19 protein-coding genes are annotated in these 20,412 nt (G+C 61.5%); 15 read left to right on the top strand and 4 right to left on the bottom strand.

From position 1 onward, the window contains the following. Window positions 1-41: 41 nt before the first annotated feature. The gene (locus tag CDE01S_RS03775) at window positions 42-1,031 is read left to right on the top strand and encodes an MBL fold metallo-hydrolase (protein ID WP_066703964.1); all 990 of its coding nucleotides are present in this window, start codon (window positions 42-44) and stop codon (window positions 1,029-1,031) included. 44 nt (window positions 1,032-1,075) lie between these two features. Here the strand turns inward: CDE01S_RS03775 and CDE01S_RS03770 are convergent, their stop codons facing one another. Continuing rightward, window positions 1,076-1,957, bottom strand: a complete 882-nt coding sequence (locus CDE01S_RS03770) for a DUF6279 family lipoprotein (RefSeq protein WP_066703961.1) — start codon at window positions 1,955-1,957, stop codon at window positions 1,076-1,078. A gap of 22 nt (window positions 1,958-1,979) precedes the next feature. On the opposite strand from CDE01S_RS03770, the gene glmU reads away from it, so the two are divergent. After that, window positions 1,980-3,404: a bifunctional UDP-N-acetylglucosamine diphosphorylase/glucosamine-1-phosphate N-acetyltransferase GlmU gene (glmU, locus tag CDE01S_RS03765; protein WP_066704298.1), complete on the top strand. Its 1,425-nt coding sequence runs from the start codon at window positions 1,980-1,982 to the stop codon at window positions 3,402-3,404. A gap of 10 nt (window positions 3,405-3,414) precedes the next feature. Continuing rightward, the gene (locus CDE01S_RS03760; RefSeq protein WP_084382687.1) at window positions 3,415-4,206 is read left to right on the top strand and encodes a sensor histidine kinase; all 792 of its coding nucleotides are present in this window, start codon (window positions 3,415-3,417) and stop codon (window positions 4,204-4,206) included. 9 nt (window positions 4,207-4,215) lie between these two features. On the opposite strand, the gene CDE01S_RS03755 is transcribed toward CDE01S_RS03760, so the two are convergent. Next, window positions 4,216-4,710, bottom strand: coding sequence for an Lrp/AsnC family transcriptional regulator (locus CDE01S_RS03755; RefSeq protein WP_066703956.1), 495 nt, complete (start codon window positions 4,708-4,710; stop codon window positions 4,216-4,218). Between the two features lie 134 nt (window positions 4,711-4,844). Between CDE01S_RS03755 and glmS the strand changes: the two genes are divergently transcribed. Further along, the gene (gene glmS / locus CDE01S_RS03750; RefSeq protein ID WP_066703954.1) at window positions 4,845-6,698 is read left to right on the top strand and encodes a glutamine--fructose-6-phosphate transaminase (isomerizing); all 1,854 of its coding nucleotides are present in this window, start codon (window positions 4,845-4,847) and stop codon (window positions 6,696-6,698) included. A gap of 3 nt (window positions 6,699-6,701) precedes the next feature. On the opposite strand, the gene CDE01S_RS18075 is transcribed toward glmS, so the two are convergent. Continuing rightward, window positions 6,702-7,241, bottom strand: a complete 540-nt coding sequence (locus CDE01S_RS18075; protein WP_169802237.1) for a TIGR02444 family protein — start codon at window positions 7,239-7,241, stop codon at window positions 6,702-6,704. 33 nt (window positions 7,242-7,274) lie between these two features. After that, window positions 7,275-8,189, bottom strand: a complete 915-nt coding sequence (locus CDE01S_RS03740) for a LysR family transcriptional regulator (RefSeq protein WP_066703949.1) — start codon at window positions 8,187-8,189, stop codon at window positions 7,275-7,277. Window positions 8,190-8,337: 148 nt separating this feature from the next. On the opposite strand from CDE01S_RS03740, the gene CDE01S_RS03735 reads away from it, so the two are divergent. The 11 genes from CDE01S_RS03735 to CDE01S_RS03685 all read left to right on the top strand — a co-directional run bounded on the left by CDE01S_RS03735 (window position 8,338) and on the right by CDE01S_RS03685 (window position 20,312). Beyond that, complete coding sequence (locus CDE01S_RS03735) at window positions 8,338-9,384, top strand: tripartite tricarboxylate transporter substrate binding protein (protein ID WP_084382684.1); 1,047 nt, start codon at window positions 8,338-8,340, stop codon at window positions 9,382-9,384. Window positions 9,385-9,556: 172 nt separating this feature from the next. Beyond that, window positions 9,557-11,017 (top strand): UbiD family decarboxylase, encoded by a 1,461-nt coding sequence (locus CDE01S_RS03730; RefSeq protein ID WP_157077038.1) that lies wholly within the window; start codon window positions 9,557-9,559, stop codon window positions 11,015-11,017. After that, the gene (locus tag CDE01S_RS03725) at window positions 11,014-11,610 is read left to right on the top strand and encodes a UbiX family flavin prenyltransferase (RefSeq protein ID WP_066703947.1); all 597 of its coding nucleotides are present in this window, start codon (window positions 11,014-11,016) and stop codon (window positions 11,608-11,610) included. The genes CDE01S_RS03730 and CDE01S_RS03725 overlap by 4 nt, the downstream gene beginning before the upstream one ends. A 79-nt stretch (window positions 11,611-11,689) precedes the next feature. Then, on the top strand, window positions 11,690-12,901 hold the full coding sequence (locus CDE01S_RS03720) for an amino acid ABC transporter substrate-binding protein (RefSeq protein WP_066703945.1): 1,212 nt from the start codon (window positions 11,690-11,692) through the stop codon (window positions 12,899-12,901). Window positions 12,902-12,916: 15 nt separating this feature from the next. Then, window positions 12,917-13,783 carry a branched-chain amino acid ABC transporter permease gene (locus tag CDE01S_RS03715; protein WP_066703942.1) on the top strand — a complete coding sequence of 289 codons (867 nt, stop codon included), beginning with the start codon at window positions 12,917-12,919 and terminating at the stop codon, window positions 13,781-13,783. Then, window positions 13,780-15,570 (top strand): branched-chain amino acid ABC transporter ATP-binding protein/permease, encoded by a 1,791-nt coding sequence (locus CDE01S_RS03710; RefSeq protein WP_066703938.1) that lies wholly within the window; start codon window positions 13,780-13,782, stop codon window positions 15,568-15,570. The genes CDE01S_RS03715 and CDE01S_RS03710 overlap by 4 nt, the downstream gene beginning before the upstream one ends. Beyond that, window positions 15,564-16,271, top strand: a complete 708-nt coding sequence (locus tag CDE01S_RS03705; protein WP_066703936.1) for an ABC transporter ATP-binding protein — start codon at window positions 15,564-15,566, stop codon at window positions 16,269-16,271. The genes CDE01S_RS03710 and CDE01S_RS03705 overlap by 7 nt, the downstream gene beginning before the upstream one ends. A gap of 13 nt (window positions 16,272-16,284) precedes the next feature. After that, the gene (locus tag CDE01S_RS03700) at window positions 16,285-17,058 is read left to right on the top strand and encodes a sterol desaturase family protein (RefSeq protein WP_066704289.1); all 774 of its coding nucleotides are present in this window, start codon (window positions 16,285-16,287) and stop codon (window positions 17,056-17,058) included. A 10-nt stretch (window positions 17,059-17,068) separates the two neighbouring features. Next, window positions 17,069-17,851, top strand: coding sequence for an SDR family NAD(P)-dependent oxidoreductase (locus tag CDE01S_RS03695; protein ID WP_066703933.1), 783 nt, complete (start codon window positions 17,069-17,071; stop codon window positions 17,849-17,851). A gap of 9 nt (window positions 17,852-17,860) precedes the next feature. After that, entirely contained in the window at window positions 17,861-19,318 is a 1,458-nt protein-coding gene (locus tag CDE01S_RS03690; protein ID WP_066703930.1) for an aldehyde dehydrogenase family protein, read from the top strand. Window positions 19,319-19,439: 121 nt separating this feature from the next. Then, window positions 19,440-20,312 (top strand): AraC family transcriptional regulator, encoded by an 873-nt coding sequence (locus CDE01S_RS03685; RefSeq protein ID WP_066703927.1) that lies wholly within the window; start codon window positions 19,440-19,442, stop codon window positions 20,310-20,312. The last annotated feature ends 100 nt before the right edge of the window (window positions 20,313-20,412 follow it).

The following is a 20,412-nucleotide window of genomic DNA, read 5'->3' as shown; positions in this document are numbered from 1 at the left end:
GTACCCCGATGCCCCCTGATCCAGACCCTACCGGAGACACCATGAGCAAAGCCTTTGCCTCGCAAGCCGACCTGACCGACAAGAAAATCACCTTTGAGCAACTCAGCAAGCACTGCTGGGCCTACACCACCGAAGGCGACCCGAATTCGGGCGTCATCATCGGCGACAACTGCATCCTGGTGAGCGACGCCACCGCCACACCGGCCATGGCGCAGGACCTCATCAAGAAGATCCGGACCATCAGCGACAAGCCGATCAAGTACGTGCTGCTGACGCACTACCACGCGGTGCGCGTGCTGGGCGCCAGCGCCTTTGTGGCCGAGGGCGCCACAGAGATCATTGCCAGCCAGGGCACGCTGGAGCTGATCCGCGAGCGCGGCGCACAGGACATGAAAAGCGAGATGGAGCGTTTCCCACGCCTGTTCCGCAATGCTGAAACGGTGCCGGGGCTGACTTGGCCGAGCATGGTGATCGGCGGTGGCAACCCGATGAAGGGCGAGGTGCCAGGCAAGCTGTCGATCAACCTGGGCGGCGTGGTGGTGCAGATCTGGAGCCCGGGCCCGGGCCACACGCGTGGCGACACCATCGCCTGGGTGGAAGACGAGAAGGTGCTGTATTCGGGTGACCTGGTGGAGTACGAGGCCGGCGTCTACACTGGTGATGCGCAGCTCGAAGAGTGGCCGGCCACGCTGGAAGCGCTGCGCGCCCTCAAAGCCGAAGCCATCGTGCCGGGCCGCGGCGAGGCGATGAAAGGGCAGACAGAAGTCAACAAGGCGCTGGACTACACCAAGCGCTGGGTCGAGACGCTGTACACGGCGGGCAAGGAAGCCGTGGCGCAGAAGATGGACCTGAAGGCCGCCATGGCGCACACGCGCAAGAGCATGGACCCGGTGTTTGGCAAGGTCTTCATCTACGAGCACTGCCTGCCGTTCGACGTGACCCGTGCCTACGACGAGGCCAGCGGCATCAAGAACCCGCGCATCTGGACAGCTGAGCGTGACAAGGAAATGTGGGCGGCGCTGCAGGGCTGAACGCTGCCGGCTGACCTGTGCGGGGCCTGCGAAAGCAGGCCCTTTTATTTGTCTGCCGCCAGGGCGCGTGCATCGGCCTCGTAGGCCTGCAGCTTCTCCAGCAGCTGGCGCCGTTGCGCCGCATTGGTGCTGTTGTGCAGGGCGGCCAGCGTGCGGCAGCTTTCAGACAGCATCTGTTCAAACTGGTCGCGATAGGCTGCCTCGGGCGAGTTCAGGTTGCGCTGCAGCAGTGCCAGCATCTCGGCCTTGACGTGCGCGGTTCGGTCGCCGTTGCCATGCTCCTTGAAGACCCTCAGCACATCCTGCTGGCGACTCAGCCGCCATTGCCAGCTCAACCGGGGGTCGAAGCTTGATCGGCTCAAGCTCTGGCGCAGGGCACTCAGTTGAGGTTCTTCCAGCCGGCCATAAAAGTTCTCTGCCCTCTCGACAGCCTTTTTCAGCCGGCGTGCCGACAGCTCGGCCGGGGTGCCGTCCAGCCATTCTTCGCGCCATGTCTTGTTGTGCTTGTCAAACTGCAGCGCCAGGTGGCGCAGCTGCTCCGGCTGGAGCGTGGGCACCACGCGGCTCATGCCCTCGGCCGCCTGTTCGCCCAGGCGCTGCACGTGCAGGCGGATCCGGTCGCTGAACTCGCACACCTGCTGCGGCGTGACCGGCCCGCTGGCCGCGCCCTGCATCTGGCGTAGCAGTTCGGCGTAGGCCGGCAGCTCGGTCTTGCGGTGCCAGGCCTGCAGCGTGTTCAGGCTGTCGCGCACCTGCGCCGCCTGGGCATCGTTGAAGTCGATGTAGCTGTCCAGCCACCAGTAGGCCAGGGCCGGGGCGTTGTTGTAGCCAATTCGGACGGCGCTGCAGCCGCCCAGAAAAACCAGCAGCAGCCCGGCGCCGATAATGTGGGGCAGGAGCGCCGGCAGGCGTCTGAAATTCAACATGACAGAAGCAAACGAGAAAAGCATGGTTCAGTCCCAACAGGCAGTGGATGTGGTCATCATGGCCGCCGGCAAGGGCACCCGCATGAAAAGCAAACTGCCCAAAGTGTTGCACCGATTGGCCGGGCGTGCACTGCTGCAGCATGTGGTGGACACCGCGGCAGGCCTGGATGCGCGCCGCGTGGTCGTGATCACCGGGCACGGTGCTATGGAAGTTGAAGCAGGACTCGCACAGCCAGCAAGGGCTAGGGCCGGATTTGGCATGGAATTCGTGCGGCAGGAGCCGCAGCTCGGCACCGGCCATGCGGTGCAGCAGGCGGTGCCTGTTCTGCCGGATGACGGTGTGGTGGTGGTGCTGTCGGGCGATGTTCCTTTGACGCAAGTTGACACGCTGCAGGCGCTCATCAGTGCGTGCGGCGGGAACAAGCTGGCGCTGCTGACGATCGAGTTTGCCGACCCCACGGGTTATGGCCGCATCGAGCGCACCGGTTCGGGGGCAGTGCAGGCCATCGTCGAGCACAAGGACGCCAGTGATGCGCAGCGCCAGATCAAGGAAATCTACAGCGGCATCATGGCCGTGCCGGCCAGGCTGCTTAAGCCCTGGCTGGCTAGGCTGGACAACAAGAATGCGCAAGGCGAGTACTACCTGACCGATGTGGTGAAGTTCGCCGTGGCGGAGGGCGTGCCGGTAGTGGCGCACAAGATCAGTGACGCGCTGCAGGTGGCGGGCATCAACAGCCCGGTGCAGCTGGCCGAGCTGGAGCGTGCCCATCAACTGCGGCAGGCCCAAGCCTTCATGGAGCAAGGCGTGCGGCTGGCTGACCCGGCGCGTTTCGATGTGCGTGGGCAACTGCAGTGCGCGCAGGACGTGGAGATCGACGTCAACTGCATCTTCTCGGGCAGTGTCCAGTTGGGGGAAGGCGTGCGCATCGGTGCCAACTGCGTGATTTCGAATGCCCGTATCGGCGCCGGTGCCGTGATCCACCCCTACACCCATATCGAGGGTGGTCACGGTGACAAGGAGATGGTTGAGGTCGGCCCCGGTGCGCTGGTGGGCCCCTTTGCCCGCCTGCGCCCCGGTGCCAAGCTGGGCCAGGAGGTGCACATCGGCAACTTCGTCGAGGTCAAGAATGCCACCATGGCCGCCGGTGCCAAAGCCAATCACCTCGCCTATGTGGGTGATGCCAGCCTGGGTGAGCGTGTCAACTACGGGGCGGGCAGCATCACGGCCAACTATGACGGTGCCAACAAGCACCAGACCGTGATCGAGGCCGATGTGCACATCGGCAGCAACTGCGTGCTGGTGGCTCCGGTCACCATCGGCGCCGGCGGCACGGTCGGCGGCGGCTCCACCATCACCAAGGACACCGCGCCCGGCGCGCTGACGGTGGCACGCGCCACGCAGGTGAGCGTGGCCAACTGGACGCGGCCGGTGAAACAGAAGAAATAAGGCCGAGCCCATGAGTGCGCCTGTTTCCCCGCAAGAGCAAGAGTTGATCCGCTTGCAAGCCGAACTGCAGCTGGCCCGGCAGACACAGCAGCAACTGGCACGGCAACTGGCGGCAGCGCAGGCAGCGCTGGGGGACTTCGCCTACACGGTGTCGCACGACCTGCGTGCCAACCTGCGCCACATCAATGCCTATGCGGCCCTGGTGCGCGAGGAATTGGAGGGCACGCCGACGAACGATGCCGTGACCTATCTTGCCACGGTGACGAATGCGGCCAAGCTCATGGGCCAGCAGATTGACGGGCTGATGGCCTGGGCGCAGCTGGACCGGGTGGCACTGGACGCGACAACGCTGAACCTGTGCGTGCTGATCGAGGAGGTGCGCCAGCAGTTGGCACGTGAGGCCGCCGGGCGGCAGATTGACTGGCAGGTGGCGACTGATGTGCCGCCGCTGCGTGGTGATGCGGCGCTGGTGCGGCAGCTGTTGGGCCACCTGCTGTCCAACGCGCTCAAGTTCACGCGGCCGCGCACACCGGCGGTGATCAACATCGGCTGGCAAGCCGCGGCCGAAGACGGCTTATGCCTGCTGTACGTGCGAGACAACGGCGTGGGCTTCAACCCTCAGCAGCAGGACAAGCTGTTTCATGTCTTTCAGCGGTTGCACAGTGCCAACGAGTTCGAAGGTCAGGGCCTGGGCCTGGCGCTGGCACGCAAGATTGTCGAGCGCCATGGCGGCAGCATCCGCGCCGAGGGCGCGCCGGACGCCGGTTGCTGCATCCGCTTCACGCTGCCGCTGGCAGTGTGAGCGGCCCGCTCAGGGCATGCGCTTGGGCAGTGGCACCTGCGTGCCGAATTTGCTGCGTTTCACGCTGAAGAAGGCTTTGACATTGCGTACATTGGCATCGCCGGTGAACAGGCGATGCGCCAGGGCCAGGTAGTCCGGCATGTCGCGTGCATGCACCACCAGCACAAAGTCCGGCCCGGGCGAGACGCGATAGCACTGCTGCACGGCATCGTCGGCGGCCACGCGCTGCTCGAAGGCATCGAGCGCTTCCGCCCCTTGGCGGTCCAGTGTGATCTCCACAATGGCTTGCAAGCCGTGGCCAATCAAGGGGGCCAACCGGTCGCCGCTCAGCACTGCCACCTGTTTTTCAATCAACCCGGCATCAGTCAGGCGCTTGACGCGGCGCAGGCAGGTGGGCGGTGAAATGTGGGCCTGCGCCGCCAGGTACTGATTGCTCTGGCTGGTGTCACGCTGCAGGATGTCCAGCAAGAGCAGGTCGGTGTTATCTAAGAATATTTGTTCCATTTATTGATAATATGAGAAATATTATTTCAATCAACATAATGTTTGAAATTTAAGTTCAAAAATCGACAAAAATCAATCAGATATTTTTCATTGGGCGCTCTACCATCGGCCATCCATTTGAGGAGATATCCAGCATGTGTGGCATCGTCGGCGCCGTTTCCAATCGCAACATCGTTCCTGTTCTGGTGCAAGGCCTGCAGCGGCTGGAATACCGCGGTTATGACTCCTGCGGCGTGGCTGTGCATGCCGACGGTGGCCTGAAGCGTGCGCGCAGCACCTCGCGTGTGGCCGAATTGGCCGAGCAGGTGGCCAAGGCGCCGCTGGAAGGCTTCATCGGCATTGCGCACACGCGCTGGGCCACGCACGGCGCACCGGCGGTGCACAACGCGCACCCGCACTTCAGCCATGGCCCTGGGGCCGATGCGGCGCAGCGTCCGGGTCGTGTGGCGCTGGTGCACAACGGCATCATCGAGAACCACGACGAACTGCGCGCGGCACTCCAGAAGCGCGGCTACGTGTTCGACAGCCAGACCGACACCGAGGTGATCGCCCACCTGGTGGACTCGCTCTATGACGGCGATCTGTTTGAGACGGTGAAAGCCGTTGTCAAACAGTTGCACGGCGCCTATGCCATTGCGGTTTTCCATAAGGATGAACCGCAGCGCGTGATCGGCGCGCGTGCCGGCTCACCGCTGATCCTGGGTGTGGGCCAGGACGGGGTGAGCAACTACCTGGCAAGCGATGCCATGGCCCTGGCGGGCGTCACCGACCAGATCGTCTACCTGGAAGAGGGCGACGTGGTCGATGTGCAGCTTGGCAAGTACTGGGTGGTGGATCGCCATCACAAGCCCGTGCAGCGCGAGGTCAAGACCGTGCAGGCGCACAGCGGCGCGGCCGAGCTCGGCCCCTATCGCCACTACATGCAGAAAGAGATCTTCGAGCAGCCGCGAGCCATCGCCGACACCCTGGAAGGTGTGGAAGGCATCGTGCCCGAGCTGTTCGGTGATGGCGCCTACCGCGTGTTCAAGGAGATCGACAACGTCCTCATCCTGGCCTGCGGCACCAGCTACTACAGTGGTTGCGCTGCCAAGTACTGGCTGGAAAGCATGGCCAAGATCCCGACCCAGGTGGAGGTGGCGAGCGAATACCGTTACCGCGACTCCGTGCCCAACCCGCGCACGCTGGTGGTCACCATCAGCCAGTCGGGTGAGACGGCCGACACACTGGCGGCGCTGCGTCACGCGCAGAGCTTGGGCATGCAGCAGACGCTGACCATCTGCAATGTGGCCACCAGCGCCATGGTGCGCGAGTGCAAGCTGGCCTACATCACGCGTGCCGGTGTGGAGATCGGCGTGGCCTCCACCAAGGCCTTTACCACCCAGCTGGCCGGCCTTTTCCTGCTCACGCTGGCGCTGGCCCAGGTGCGTGGCCACTTGAGCGAGGAAGAGGAAGCGCAACACCTGAAGGCCATGCGCCACCTGCCGGTGGCCTTGCAGGCTGTGCTGGCGCTGGAGCCGCAGATCATCAGCTGGGCCGAGGACTTTGCCCGCATGGAAAACGCACTCTTCCTTGGCCGTGGTCTGCATTACCCGATTGCGCTGGAAGGGGCACTCAAGCTGAAGGAAATCAGCTACATCCACGCTGAAGCCTACCCGGCCGGCGAGCTCAAACACGGCCCGCTGGCGCTGGTGACCAGCGAAATGCCGGTGGTGACGGTGGCGCCCAATGATGCGTTGCTGGAAAAGCTCAAGAGCAACCTGCATGAGGTGCGCGCCCGCGGCGGCGTGCTCTATGTGCTGGCCGACAGCGACACCCACATTGAAAGCAGCGAGGGCCTGCACGTCATCCGCATGCCCGAGCACTACGGCGCCTTGTCACCATTGCTGCACGTGGTGCCGCTGCAGTTGCTGGCGTATCACACGGCATGCGCGCGAGGCACGGATGTGGACAAACCTAGGAACCTGGCCAAAAGCGTGACGGTGGAATAAAGATCACATGGCTATTTGGCGCAACTCATCAGAGAGCGTCGCGATAGCAGAATGCACGGATTCGCCGTCTGGGGTGGAGCGATCGACTCTCTCTGCGGCAACGTAAATTTCAACAACTGCGTTGAGAAGAGTTGCCGCATCAGAATTTTCAGCATTGTCTTGCGACAGCGATTGAAATTCTTCGTAAAGAATAGCGAGACTGATTTGTTCGGCATTGATCTCAAGACTTTGAATCTGTTGGCGCACCTTCTTCATGCTTTCGAGGCGAGTGGTTGCAAGTTTCGTCTTCATTTCTCGTCGAATTCGGCGCAGAGGCAGGATGACAGTGCTCCTCCAGTCCCTTAGTCTCTCATCGCATTGATGCAATTTCTGTTGTGAGATGAATCGTTTTGTGTGTGCGCAATACAGAGAAAAAAGTAAAACGCAAACGTCAACGCCTGCAATATCTTGCAGTGTCAAACAGGCGGGGGGTACTCGGGGGCGCGAATAGAACTTGAGCGAAAAGTGCCACAGCGGGGAATCTAGAAATTGGTCTTGCTGCATAAAAGATGCCATGCACGTATTGGAGTGACGTCGCTAGGTGGTAGCCCGTTCTGCCGGATGTCGATTATTCATGGTGTGCTTCACCAGAAAAGCTATTAGCGCGGATGCGGCTGGGGAGGGGGGACGACGGGGATGGGTTACACATACGACTTGTCGCGTCAATGACGGATCAACGATCTTGTGCACCTTTAGCCTCCCTGTCGCCGCAGGGCCTCGGGCGACGATCCGCGGCAGTATTGTTGCAATGGCTGTCGTCTCTACAAGCTGAAGAATTGCATTTATGGAGTCAATCTCGATTGCAGGATTAAGCTCGAGCCCTTCGGCAAGCGCAAAGCTGTCAAGAATGTCTCTCTGTCCATGATAGCGAGTGGGAAGAACCAGCTTCAGTTTTGCGACCTGGCGTAGGCTGATCGATTCGCCAATCCTCTTATGCAGTGGACCTGTCGCAAGGACAAAGTCTTCGCTTAACACGGGATGGATATCTAGAGACAAGCGACGGCGTGGCTGATTGATGATCGCCGCATCCAATTCGCCTTCGGTGACTGCTTGGCATAGCGCTGGTGTATAGCCATCACTCACCGATAGCGTGACGCGTGGATGATGGGTTGAGTAATCGGCAATGACATTTGCCATGACGCCCTGCGCAACGCTTGCGATGACCCCTATTGCCAGATGTCCAGAAAGCTCTCCATCGGTCTGGTGGATCAACGCCCGAGCCCTTGAAAAGTCAGCCATGATCGGTCGGAAGAGTTGGTACATCTGCCTTCCGGCGGGTGTTGGTGTCATGCCGCGTGTTGACCTTGTGAATAGCTTTTGGTCGACTTCATCCTCTAGCTTCGCGACTTGCATGCTGATCGCTGGCTGAACCACGTTCAGGCGACTGGCCGCCTTGGTCATAGAGCCTTCTTCGTAGAGGGTCAAAAAGTACTGCAACTGCCGGAAGTCCATGCGAGAGTCCTCATGCAATAAATATCATGAATTGTGATTATGGCAATCATTATTTATTAGTTGACGTGATTTATTGATATTCCTAGACTTGCCGTCAAACAAGTTCGCCGACAAAAGAGGCGAGCAATATTGAGGAGATTTCAGCGTGATGGTGGCATCTAGAGGCTTGCGGCAGAAATTGCCGGGCGTTGTTCATCGGGTCATTGGTTCGGGCTGTTTGTTCGCAGTGGCTTTATGCGCCTGGCTGGCGTTGCCAGCAAACGCACAAAATGATTCGAGTTCATCCACCGTGGCAGGGGCCTTTCCGTCGCGACCGGTGCGCATCGTTGTACCTTATCCACCTGGTGGATTCAACGACACACTCGGGCGGCTAATTGCTGTCCATCTGAGCAAGACATGGAAACAGCCGGTGGTTGTCGACAATAAACCTGGCGGCGGGACGGTGATTGGCACCCAAGTCGTTGCGACGGCACTGGCCGATGGACACACGCTTCTGGTGGTGCAGTTTCCGTTCGCGGCGAATCCTTGGCTTTACAAGTCGCTGCCTTATGACACGGAAAAATCTTTTGCGCCGGTGGTGCTTGCTGGGCGTTCGCCGATGCTCCTTGTTGCAAATGCGCGCTCCGATCTGCGAAACGTTGGAGACGTCATAAGCCGGGCAAAGTCGAAACCTAAGGCATTCGACTACGGTTCATCCGGTTCGGGGTCTTCGAACCACTTGGCTATGGCCTACTTCGAGGCACTTGCCGGGATCGATCTGAATCAGGTGCCATATCGCGGAAGCACGCCAATGCTCACCGATCTGGCGGGAGGGCAGATCGACTTGGCATTCGACGCCTTGCCACATGTTCTTCCATTCATTCAGTCGGGCAAGGTTCGGGCGCTGGCGATTGCATCTTCGAGGCGCTCATCTCTGATGCCGCATTTGCCAACCGTGGGTGAATCCGGTGTCTCTGGCTACGAAGTTTCATCTTGGCACGGCTTTGTCGTTCCCGCAGGGACGCCTCGCGTGGTGATCGAGAAGATCAATCGAGACATCAACGACGCGCTTTCCTCTGCCGAAGTAAGAAAAGTCTTTGAGCAACAGGGAGTCATTCCAGACGGAGGAACGCCTGCCCAATTCAAAGCGTTCGTCGAAAGCCAATTGACGCTCTGGAAGAGGGTCATTTCCCAGAAAAACATTACCGCTGATTGATGGCCGGATCGTGATTGACACGACGCGGCAGATTTCCACTTTTCATGAGCTACAGCGGACGCTCTGCTGCGGCACAGGCGCGAAAGACTTATCGGAACAGATGATGGATACAAAAAAAGCTTCCAGTAAAGAATATCCAGCTATTGAGGAGTCGGCGACATACGCCGCCCTCATGAATGAACCTTCGCGAGAAAGCCGACATCCGGGGGCAAGTCTTCGCCAGTGGCTGGCCAGGCTGGAAAGTACTAATCGCTTGGTTGTCGCGCGCAAGGGTATTTCTCTGAAGCATCAACTCGCCGCTATCTCCAAGCATTTTGATGGAGCCCAAGCCACCTATTTTCCGAGTCCCGAAGGACATGAAATACCCGTTGTTTCTGGTTTCATGTCGCAGCGCTCCTGGATTGCCGAGGCGATGGGAGTTGGCGAGAAGGATTTGTTGAAGCGATTCAGGGAGGCTGCGGATCAGCCCTTAAAGTGTCAAGAGGTTGAAGCCTCGCAAGCGCCGTGTCAGGAGGTCATTCTGAAGCAGGCGGACGTTCTGCGACTATTGCCGATCCCAACGCATAGCGAGCACGATAACGGACCATACATCACGGCAGGGCTGGTCATAGCGCGTAATCCGACCACTGGAATCCAGAATGTGTCCATCAACCGGATTCAGGTACACAGCGGCAATCGTATGGCCATACTGATGCTGCCCCGCCATCTGCTGGCCTTCTACAAGGAAGCCGAATCGAGGCAGCAAGCCCTAGACGTAGCCGTGGTGATCGGCGTGGATCCCTTGACGCTGCTGGCTTCACAGGCGGTGGTCCCGATTGACCACGACGAACTGGAAATTGCAGGCGCCTTGCATGGTCGGCCTTTGCCCGTGGTGAAGTGTCAGACCAACGAGGTGCGTGTGCCAGCATCCAGCGAGATTGTCATTGAGGGACGCCTGCTGCCGAGTGTGCGCGAGCTGGAAGGACCATTTGGAGAGTTTCCCCGGTACTACAGTGCGCGTGAGCATCGCGAAGTGATCCAGGTCGATGCAATCACTCATCGCAAGAGTCCGATTTATCACACCATCGTGCCCGCCGAAATGGAGCATTTGTTGCTGGGCTCCATTCCGCGCGAGGCCACCATATTGGCGCATCTACAGCGCAGTTTCTCTAATGTGATCGATGTGCATCTGTCAATTGGTGGCGTCGGGCGTTATCACCTGTTTGTCAAGATCCGCAAGATTCACGAGGGACAGCCCAAGAACGTGATTTGCGCAGCGTTCGGTGCACATTACGATATTAAGCAAGTTGTCGTGGTGGACGATGACGTCGAGGTTCACGACCCCAGACAGGTAGAGTGGGCGGTGGCTACCCGCTTCCAGGCCGACCGTGACTTGGTGATCATCCAAGGGGCACAAGGTTCGGTGCTCGACCCTTCGACCACCGTAGGACAGGACTTCGGCCCCGGCGTCGTGCCGCCGGCTCACATGCAGGGCATTAGCGCCAAGATGGGGCTGGATGCGACGCGACCGGTGGTCTATCACGAGCACGTATTCACACGCGTACGCGTCCCGGGTGAGCTGGAAGTGGACCCGGAGACGGTCGTGCAAAGCAATGCACGTATCGACTGGCATACCGGAGCCGTGAGCGCATGAGTCCGATTCGGCCCCAGCGCTTGATCGTGGCTATTACCGGCGCCAGTGGCGTCATCTACGGCGTACGCCTGCTGGAGCAACTGCGGGCCCTGCCAGGGTGGGAGACCCACTTGGTGCTCTCCAATGCTGGTGTTCTGACCGCCTCGGAGGAGCTGGGGCTCAAGCGCGCCGATATAGAGGCCCTGGCCGACGTCGTGCACAGCGTCAAGGACATCGGCGCGGCGGTCTCCAGTGGATCGTTTCGCACCGCCGGCATGGTGATCGCCCCTTGCTCGATGAAGACTCTGGCCGGGATCGCACACGGCATGGCCGACAACCTAGTCAGCCGCGCCGCCGACGTGGTGCTTAAGGAGCGCCGCCGCCTAGTACTGCTGGCACGCGAGACCCCGCTGAACCTGGCTCATCTGCGCAACATGACCGCCGTGACCGAGATGGGCGGCATCGTCTTCCCGCCAGTACCGGCCTTCTATACCCGCCCAGGGTCGCTCGACGAAGTGGTCAACCACACCGTGGGACGGGTGCTCGACCTCTTTGACATCGAGCACAGAGACTTGGTGCAGCGCTGGCAGGGTCTGAGCGGACCGACACCCTGAGACTGCGCCGGCTTAGGCGCACTTACCGATTTCCGCTTCCCGGGATTCCCCTATCCATTCAACAACGAGGAGACATGCAATGAAGAAACTCAGTCATCTAATAGCCGCTGGCGCCGCGGCGCTGACCACCGGATTGGCCGCGTTGCCCGCTCAGGCCGCCCAAGGCTCGTGCAGCGAGCCCATCGTGTTTGGAACCACGATCTCCGAGACTGGCCCGTTTTCCACGCTGGCTGACCGCTGGCGCAAGATGACCGAGGTGTTCGCCGAGGAGGTGAACAAAGCTGGTGGCATTGCGGTCAAAGCCTGCAACAAAAAGCTTCCTCTGAAATTCGTGGTCTATGACGACCAGAGCGTGCCGGCCACCGCCGTAGCCCTATTCGAGAAGATGGCCTCCGTGGACAAGGTGGACTTCTTCGTCGGACCCGACTGGTCCTCTCTGGGTGGCCCGGTCCCCCCCGTGGCCGAGAAGCACAAGATTCCGATGGTAATGGCGAACGTGGCCACGCCCTCGGTTTATGACCGCGGCCTGAAATACGTCTGGGGCACGCCGTTCCCGGTGGTTCCCAACTGGTCGGCGCGCTACTTTGACATGCTGAGCAAGGTCAGTCCCAAGCCGCAAACCATCTTCTTCATCACCCACGACAACCCAGTGATGAAGGGAATAACTGCCACCTGGAGTAAGAAGGCCGAGGGGCAGGGCCTGAAGGTGCTGGGCAATGAAACCTTCTCATCAGAACTGAAGGACTTCACCGCCCTGATTGCCAAGGTGCGGGCCGCCAAGGCCGATGTGATCTACATCAGCTCCTATGACAACGCCTCGGTTCCGCTCGTACAGCAGATGCGCCAACTCAAGGTGCGCGCGATGGACGTTCACCACACCATGCTGACCGGTGCGCTCAGCCGCCAAGTGGGCAAGGACATCGATGGCATGACCGGCGAGCTGAGTTGGTACCCCGGTGTGAAGGGCGCGTACAGCGATCTGGTTGAAACCGTGATGAAGCGTTCCGACGTCTCGATGTTCGACTACATCTGGACTCTGGGTCGTCTCACCTCTTACCTGGCCATGATCCAGGGTATCGAGAAGGCCGGCGTGGTCGACCGCGAGAAGGTCAAGGAAGCACTGTTCAAGGCCACCATCAAGTCGCCCGCTGGTGACGTAACCTTTGATGAGCGCGGCTTCCCTGACACCAGTGCTTTCACCGTGCAGATGAGCGGTGGCAAGGTCAACGTGGTGTGGCCGCCCGAGGTATCTACGGCCAAGCTGGTCTGGCCCTCGCCGAGCTGGAAGTAAGCAGGCGGTACCACGATGGAAGTCCTGCTCCAGGTCCTGATCGGCGGCACCCTGCTGGGTGGTCTGTACGCACTGGTTGCGTTCGGGCTGTCACTGATCTACGGGGTCGTGCGTATTCTCAACTTCGCGCATGGCACGCTCTTGGCTGTCAGCGGGGTGCTGGCCAGCCTGGCCTATTCAGGCTGGCAGATGCACCCGCTGCTGATCGTTGCACTGCTCGCGCCGCTACTGTTTGTCTGTGCCTACGGCTACTACCACGTTCTGCTGCGGCCGCTGGCGCGGCGCAGCCACTTCGAGGCCACCGTGGGCACGGTGCTGGTCACGGTGGGCACACTGATGATCCTGTCGGATCTGACTGCGGTGGCCGCTGGTGCCACCCAGCGCAACATCCCGCTGCGGCTCGAGGCCTTGGAGTTCGGCGACATCGTGGTTTCCACCACCCAGTTGCTGATCTTGCTGGGCATCGCGGTACTCACCGTGGTGATGCACCTGATCCTCAAGCGCACCTGGTTCGGCCGCGCGGTGCGCGCCGTCACCCAGGACCCTGTAGGCGCGCAGATCTGCGGCGTGCAGAGCACCCGCATGAAGGCACTGACTTTCGCCTTCGGCTCGGCCACCGTGGCCATCGCCGCGGTACTGTACGTGCTGTCCTTCCCCGTGGACCCTTACATGGGCTTCGGATTGACGGTCAAGGCCTTCACCATCATCGTGGTCGGTGGCGTCGGAAACCTGCCCGGGGCACTCTTGGCCGGCATCTTCCTCGGCGTCGCCGAGGGCCTTACCGGCCTTTACTGGAAACCCGAATGGGCACCCGCGCTCAGCGTCATCCTAATGCTGCTGATCCTGGTGGCCTACCCCAAGGGCGTGGGAGCAAAGACATGAGTAAGAGCCTGAACACAGGCACTGGCTGGCTACTAGGTGCAGCCGGCGTGGCAGCGCTGGCCAGTCTGCCGTTCCTGGGCAATGCCTATCTCACCACCATCGGCTTCACGATGCTAATCGCCTTTATCCTGGGCCAGAGCTGGGACTGGGTGGCCGGCGAGATGGGCTACGTGAACCTGGGGCACTATTGCTTTTACGGCATCGGGGCCTATGCCTTCGCCATCTTGCTGGTGGGCCACTGGCCGCTGTGGGTAGCCATCGGGTTTGCGGTGGTGGTCACCGCGCTCGCCGCGCTGCTGATCTCCGTGCCGCTGTTTCGCCTGCATGGCGACTACTTTGCCTTCGCCACGCTGGCCCTGTTGCCGCTGGTGGAGGTGCTGGCCTACAACCTCACACCCATCACCAACGGCGCCGACGGTATCGTACTGCCGGTGGCCCAGGTGTTGCAGCCGGCCTACCTGATCGCGCTGGGCGTGTGCGTGTTGACCTTTGTGGTCACCCTGCGCATCAATACCTCACGTTTCGGCTACGCCCTCAAGAGTATCCGAAACGACGAGCAGGTGGCCGAGACCGTGGGCGTGCGCATCGCACCGGTGAAGCGCAGCGTGCTGGTGCTCAGCGCCGCCTTTGGCGCGGCGGCAGGTGCGGTGCAGGCTTGGCAGATGAGCTACATTGACCCGGCCACCGTGTTCGGTCTGAACGTGGCCCTGGTGCCGGTGGCCATGGTGCTGTTCGCCGGCTCCGGTTTGCGCTGGGGCCCGCTGGTGGGCGTGCTGGTGCTGGCAACGCTGCAGCAGTGGCTGCTGGTGAGCGTCAAGGGTTTTCAGGCCACGCTTTACGGACTTATTGTGCTGCTGATTGGGCGCTTCATGCCCGGCGGCTTCCTGCGCGCGCGCTGGGTGCAGAATGTGCCGCTGCTGCGCGCGCTGGCCCGTGAGCACCATGAGTACATGGGCGAGTCCGACGCCGGCACGCCTGCGGCCGCCCCGGCGCACGACCTGCCGTTGCCTCGTCATGGCAACTTGGGCGGCGCCCCGTTGATCCAGCTGGAGCAGGTTCGCATGCAGTTTGGCGGCAACGTGGCGGTCAATGATGTGAGCCTGCGCATCCAGCCGGGCGAGATCGTCGGCCTGATCGGCCCCAACGGATCTGGCAAGACCACCCTGTTCAACTGCATATCGCGGGTCTACACCCCCACCGCCGGGCGAGTGCTGTTTGCTGGTCAGGACCTCAAGCATTGCAGCCGTGACCAGATCGCCCGCCTGGGCGTAGGCCGCACTTACCAGATCCCGCGTCCTTTCGGTGACCTCACGGTGCAGGAGAACATCGCCATTCCGCTGATGTTCAACGAGCAGCCGCTTTCGCCGCGCGACGCGATGCGCGAGGCCCGCGCTTTCATCGAGTACGCCGAGCTCGGCCACCGCCTGCGCGAACGCGCCGACAGCCTGTCGATGCAGGAGAAGAAAGCGTTGGAATTCGCCCGCGCGCTGGCTTGCAAGCCACGTCTGTTGCTGGTCGACGAGGTGGCCTCGGGCCTGACGCCGGCCGAGGTGCAGCGTTTTGTCGAACACATCCGCCATGTGCGCGATCGCTATGGCATGACGGTGATCTGGGTCGAGCACATCTTCTCCGCGCTGGAGAAGGTGGTAGACCGCGTGATTGCTCTGGAACAAGGCAGCCTTATTGCCGACGGCCCGCTGGCCGAGGTGGTGCGCAATGAGCGTGTGCTCAGCACCTACCTGGGCTCGGCTGCGCCAACGGCAAAGACAGGAGGACAGGGATGCTGAGCTTGAAGAACCTGAGCGTGGATCACGGTCCGCTGCGAGCGCTGTGGGATGTGTCGCTGGAGGTCGGGCGTGGCGAGAAAGTAGGCCTGCTGGGCGCCAATGGCGCGGGCAAATCCACCACCATGGGCGCCATTGCTGGCTTGTATCCCAAGGCCAGCGGCACTATCACCTACGACGGCCAGTTGTTGGAGCGTGTCTCGACCGCGCAGACCGTCGCTGGCGGTATCGCGCTGGTGCCCGAGGGCCGCCGCCTGTTCCCCACGATGAGTGTGCTCGAGAACCTGGAGATGGGGGTGTATGCCGCTGCCAACCGCAGGGACATGGACGCTTCGCTGGCGCGTGTCTACGCGCTGTTCCCGATCCTGCGCGAGAAGGCCGCCCAGAACGCCGGCGAGCTCAGCGGCGGGCAACAGCAGATGGTGGCCATCGGCCGCGCACTGATGTCTCGCCCTCGCCTGCTTCTGCTGGACGAGCCCTTCATTGGCGTGGCGCCCAAGTTGATCGACGAAATCCTCGCCGCGCTGCACCAAATCGCCGCCGAGGGCGTGACCATGATCCTGGTCGAGCAAAACACCCACCGAGCGCTTGACTTTGTCGAGCGCGCCTATGTGATCGAGAACGGTCGCACTGTGCTGGAGGGTGGTCGTGAGCAGTTGCTTGGCGACTCGACGTTTGCCGGGAAATTTTTGGGGCTGGAATGAAAGGATGCCTGCCATGAACCGAGAGCAAGAAATTGTCGCCCGTTCCAATGCCTTCCGAGAGGAATACAGAGAGACCACACCGGGTTGGTACCGAGGAGAGATACATTTGGCGTTCACGCTGTGTTTCACGGTGGGAACTATTGTGTACTGTGCCAGCCAGCTAGCGTCCTCCCGCTGGCAGGAATGGGTGTTTGTGATGCTGCCAATGTTCCTATTCGGTAATTGGGCCGAGTGGGCTGCGCATCGTTATTTGCTGCACAGCCCAAAAAGCGTCCTGAAGTCAGCCTACAAGCGGCATGTGGGGACTCACCACCAGTTTTTCTCGCACAAGACGCTGGACTATCACGGTCAGCGCGATTGGCGGGCCCTGCTGTTCCCGCCATTTGCCCCCGTGCTGTTCGTTATGGCTGCCTTGCCGCCCGCGCTGGTGCTGGCGGCACTGTGGACGGCCAACGCCGGCTACATCGCAATGATCAGCATGGCAGGCTATTTCCTGATGTACGAGGGGTTGCACACGCTGTCCCACATTGAGCATCCACTGCTGGATCGCATGCCACTGGTCAACACCGTTCGGCGCATGCATGTTCTGCACCATAACCCCGATTTCATGCATACCCGGAACTTCAACCTGACCTTCCCGGTCTGCGATGCGCTATTTGGCACCAGCGACCTCGACCGTGGCGTGTTCGGAACCCTGTTCAATGGCATGTCGGATGCCCATCGCAAGGAAGAAGATCGTCGCAAGTTAGAGGTGCAGCAGTTGGAACGCAGCAACTCCCATTCATGAGGATTTCGAGATGACCCAGACATTCAATCAGGATGCCGCCCGTCTAGTTGGGCGGGTTGCCATCGTCACCGGTGCCGCTCAGGGCATAGGTGCGCGATATGCGCAGGCGCTAGCGGCCGAAGGTGCAGCCGTGGTCTGCGCTGACGTGGTGGACAGCCAGGCCACGGTGGAGGCGATCATCGCAGCAGGCGGGAAGGCTCTGGATGTGCGCGTGGATGTGACTTCGCCCGAATCCACCCACGCCATGGCCGAGGCCGCGATCCGGGCCTACGGGCGTATCGATATCTTGGTTAACAACGCAGGCATCTTCACCAACCTGGCGCTCAAGCCCTTTGAGCAGATAGAGAGCGCCGAATGGGACAAGGTGATGGCTGTCAACGTGCGCGGTCCCTTTGAGTGCAGCAAGGCAGTGCTGCCGGCCATGCGGGCGCAAGGCTACGGAAAGATCATTAACATTGCCTCGGGCACCGTCTTCAAGGGCGCGCCCATGCTGCTGCACTATGTCAGCTCCAAGGGCGCGGTGGTGGCCATGACCCGCAGCCTGGCGCGTGAGCTGGGTGATGCCGGCATCCGGGTCAACACCCTGGCGCCAGGCCTGACGGCCAGCGAAAACACCATGGCCAACCCGGCCTGGAAGGGTGCGATGAGCGCCAACAACATCGCCACCCGCGCCATCAAGCGCGAGGTGACACCCGAGGACCTGTGCGGCACCCTGCTGTACCTGGCCAGCCCCGCCAGCGACTTCGTGACCGGTCAGGTCGTGGTGGTCGATGGCGGCTCCGTGATGCATTGAGGAAAAGAGATGTCCCAGCAAGCGCTTAACCTTATTGACGGCCAATGGCAGCCCTCCCATGGCGGCCAGTTCGAGGCCAGTGTGAACCCATCCGATGGCAGCGTGATCGGCCGCTACGCTGCCGGTGAATTGGTGGACGCCGAAGCGGCGATTGCCGCTGCCCGTCGCGCCTTCGATCGGCCGGACTGGGCCCAGTCACCCCGGTTGCGCCAGATGGTGATGCTCAAGTGGGCCGACCGGCTGGAAGCCCGCAGCGATGAGCTGGCGCGCCTGTTGACACTGGAGAACGGCAAAGTGCTGGCGCAGTCGCGCGGGGAGATAGGAGGGGCCATCTCCGAGATCCGCTACTACGCTGGCCTGACGCGTTACATCCCCGGCCACGTGTTCGAGGTAGAGCCCGGTGTCTACTCCACCCTGCTCAAGGAGCCAGCCGGCGTGGCCGGCATCATCGTGCCGTGGAATGCGCCGGTGGTGCTGCTGATCCGTTCGCTCACGCCGGCCCTGGCCGTGGGCTGCACCACGGTCATCAAGCCGGCGCCGCAGACCGCGCTTATCACTGCGGCCGTGCTGGCCGAGCTACACGCGGTGGCCGAGCTGCCACGCGGTGTGCTCAACCTGGTGAGCGAGCGCGGCCATGCGGTGGCGCAGGTGCTGACCACCTCGCCCGACGTGGATGTGATCAGCTTCACCGGCTCGAACGCCACCGGCCAGCGCATCATGGCCGCGGCTGCGCCGACGATGAAGAAGCTTTCTCTGGAACTGGGCGGCAAGTCCTGCTGCCTGGTGTTCGACGATGTGGATGTGGCGCGCATTGCTCCGCAGCTTGCGGCGGCCGCCACCATCATCTCCGGCCAGCAGTGCACAGCGGCGCGCCGGGTGCTGGTGCATGCCTCACGCTATGCCGAGATGAAGGTTGCGCTCAGCCAGGCGCTGCAGGCGCTGGTGGTGGCTCCTGGCGAGGCGGAGGGAGCCCAGGTTGGTCCGCTGATCGATGCGCCTTCGCATCAGCGGGTGAGCCAGGAGATTGCCCGGGCTACCGAGTTGGCCGACGAGGTCATCCTGCGCGGCGGTCGCCCCGCCGGCCTGCCCTCCAGCGGCCATTTCATGACCCCCACGCTGGTAGCACATCGCGACACCGGCGCCTTCTTCGTGCAGGATGAGATCTTCGGTCCCTTCGTCGTGCTGGAGCAGTTCGAGGACGAGCAGGACGCGGTGCGGCGCGCCAACCACACCGAGTACGGCCTGTCGGCCAGCGTCTGGACCCGGGATGGAGCGCGCCAGATGCGCGTGGCCCGCGCGCTGCGCAACGGCACAATCTGGCTCAATGACCACAACAAACTGTTTGCTGAAGCTGAGACCGGCGGCTACCGACGCAGTGGCCTGGGCCGCCTGCACGGTTATGACGCCCTGATCGACTTTTTGGAAATCAAGCACATCTATCAGAACGCCGGCGTGGTCGCCTCCTGAACCCAAGGCATTGGGACCCGGGCGCACCGACGGGGCCCGGTCCTTAGGGTTATCCGGCTTGCCGAACTTGGGCGCAGCCCGCTATGCTGTCCAGGTTCGCTTATCCGGGTTGTCATTTAACGTGTCCTCTGCCGTCAAGATTTTCCAGGGCCGCTTCGGTCGTGTCGCCTTGCTCGACATGAATGCGCCGCTGGTGGGACACGCCCATCATCATTGCCACATCCTGATCAAGGCTGGTGGCGCAGACAGCGCTTTTCGGGTGCGAGGACAGCTCGCACCGCTGACCGACGATCTGGCAGTGCTGGTCAACGCCTGGGAACACCATGCCTACGAGCACACAGCGCCCGAGCGCACAATGATCCTGGCGCTCTACATTGAGCCGGGCTGGCTGGCTGAGATCCAGCGCTCGCTGGCCCAGTCCGGACATCCACATTTTTTCTCCCAGTCCACGGTACAACTCAATGCGCGCACCCGAAAAAACATTGAAGAGTTCGTGCTCGAGCTGTGGTGGGCCGATGAAGTTTCCCCGATGCGCCTGGAACAACTGCTGTTCGATCTGATTATCGAGGTGATCGAGAGCTGCTCGGGCTGGCGCGATTTGGCCAGCCTACTGCGCAGCCGCCCGCCGGCGGCTATGGACCCGCGCGTCCGTCGCGCCATCGCACAGATGCGTCAGGACGTGGGGCAGGACTTTGATGCCGATGCGCTGGCCAGCCAAGCCGGCTTGTCGCGCGCCCACTTCTTCAGCCTCTTCCAGCGCGACACCCAGGTCACTCCGCTAGTCTATGCAAATGTGCTGCGCTTCGAGGCTGCGGTGCAACGTCTCACGCACGGAGCGGACACAGTGGGTGACATCGCCTACGACCTAGGCTTTTCTGCACCCAGTCATTTTGCGCGCTTTTTCCGTTCCCATCTGGGCATTACGCCCACCGACTATCGGCGTAAGGTCAACCTCTTCGAGCCCCCAATGGAAGCTCGCGATCCACAGCTGTGACAAAAATCATCAGACTATTTGGATAGCTTCCTGACTCCTCGGTTCAAGACCGGACTCTAGTGTTCGGCTGGCGGCCGTTCCCTGGCGACACTTGCATGCA

This window comes from Curvibacter delicatus NBRC 14919, assembly GCF_001592265.1.
Lineage (GTDB): Bacteria > Pseudomonadota > Gammaproteobacteria > Burkholderiales > Burkholderiaceae_C > Hylemonella > Hylemonella delicata.
The sequence above is the reverse complement of the archived record's forward strand: the minus strand, read 5'-3'. Positions and strand labels throughout refer to the sequence as shown.

What these genes read in the sequence shown, in the direction of transcription:
- CDE01S_RS03775 (WP_066703964.1), top strand. Translation starts at nt 42, where the DNA reads ATGAGCAAAGCCTTTGCCTCGCAAGCCGACCTGACCGACAAGAAAATC.
- CDE01S_RS03770 (WP_066703961.1), bottom strand. Translation starts at nt 1,957, where the DNA reads ATGTTGAATTTCAGACGCCTGCCGGCGCTCCTGCCCCACATTATCGGC.
- glmU (WP_066704298.1), top strand. Translation starts at nt 1,980, where the DNA reads ATGGTTCAGTCCCAACAGGCAGTGGATGTGGTCATCATGGCCGCCGGC.
- CDE01S_RS03760 (WP_084382687.1), top strand. Translation starts at nt 3,415, where the DNA reads ATGAGTGCGCCTGTTTCCCCGCAAGAGCAAGAGTTGATCCGCTTGCAA.
- CDE01S_RS03755 (WP_066703956.1), bottom strand. Translation starts at nt 4,710, where the DNA reads ATGGAACAAATATTCTTAGATAACACCGACCTGCTCTTGCTGGACATC.
- glmS (WP_066703954.1), top strand. Translation starts at nt 4,845, where the DNA reads ATGTGTGGCATCGTCGGCGCCGTTTCCAATCGCAACATCGTTCCTGTT.
- CDE01S_RS18075 (WP_169802237.1), bottom strand. Translation starts at nt 7,241, where the DNA reads ATGCAGCAAGACCAATTTCTAGATTCCCCGCTGTGGCACTTTTCGCTC.
- CDE01S_RS03740 (WP_066703949.1), bottom strand. Translation starts at nt 8,189, where the DNA reads ATGGACTTCCGGCAGTTGCAGTACTTTTTGACCCTCTACGAAGAAGGC.
- CDE01S_RS03735 (WP_084382684.1), top strand. Translation starts at nt 8,338, where the DNA reads ATGGTGGCATCTAGAGGCTTGCGGCAGAAATTGCCGGGCGTTGTTCAT.
- CDE01S_RS03730 (WP_157077038.1), top strand. Translation starts at nt 9,557, where the DNA reads ATGAATGAACCTTCGCGAGAAAGCCGACATCCGGGGGCAAGTCTTCGC.
- CDE01S_RS03725 (WP_066703947.1), top strand. Translation starts at nt 11,014, where the DNA reads ATGAGTCCGATTCGGCCCCAGCGCTTGATCGTGGCTATTACCGGCGCC.
- CDE01S_RS03720 (WP_066703945.1), top strand. Translation starts at nt 11,690, where the DNA reads ATGAAGAAACTCAGTCATCTAATAGCCGCTGGCGCCGCGGCGCTGACC.
- CDE01S_RS03715 (WP_066703942.1), top strand. Translation starts at nt 12,917, where the DNA reads ATGGAAGTCCTGCTCCAGGTCCTGATCGGCGGCACCCTGCTGGGTGGT.
- CDE01S_RS03710 (WP_066703938.1), top strand. Translation starts at nt 13,780, where the DNA reads ATGAGTAAGAGCCTGAACACAGGCACTGGCTGGCTACTAGGTGCAGCC.
- CDE01S_RS03705 (WP_066703936.1), top strand. Translation starts at nt 15,564, where the DNA reads ATGCTGAGCTTGAAGAACCTGAGCGTGGATCACGGTCCGCTGCGAGCG.
- CDE01S_RS03700 (WP_066704289.1), top strand. Translation starts at nt 16,285, where the DNA reads ATGAACCGAGAGCAAGAAATTGTCGCCCGTTCCAATGCCTTCCGAGAG.
- CDE01S_RS03695 (WP_066703933.1), top strand. Translation starts at nt 17,069, where the DNA reads ATGACCCAGACATTCAATCAGGATGCCGCCCGTCTAGTTGGGCGGGTT.
- CDE01S_RS03690 (WP_066703930.1), top strand. Translation starts at nt 17,861, where the DNA reads ATGTCCCAGCAAGCGCTTAACCTTATTGACGGCCAATGGCAGCCCTCC.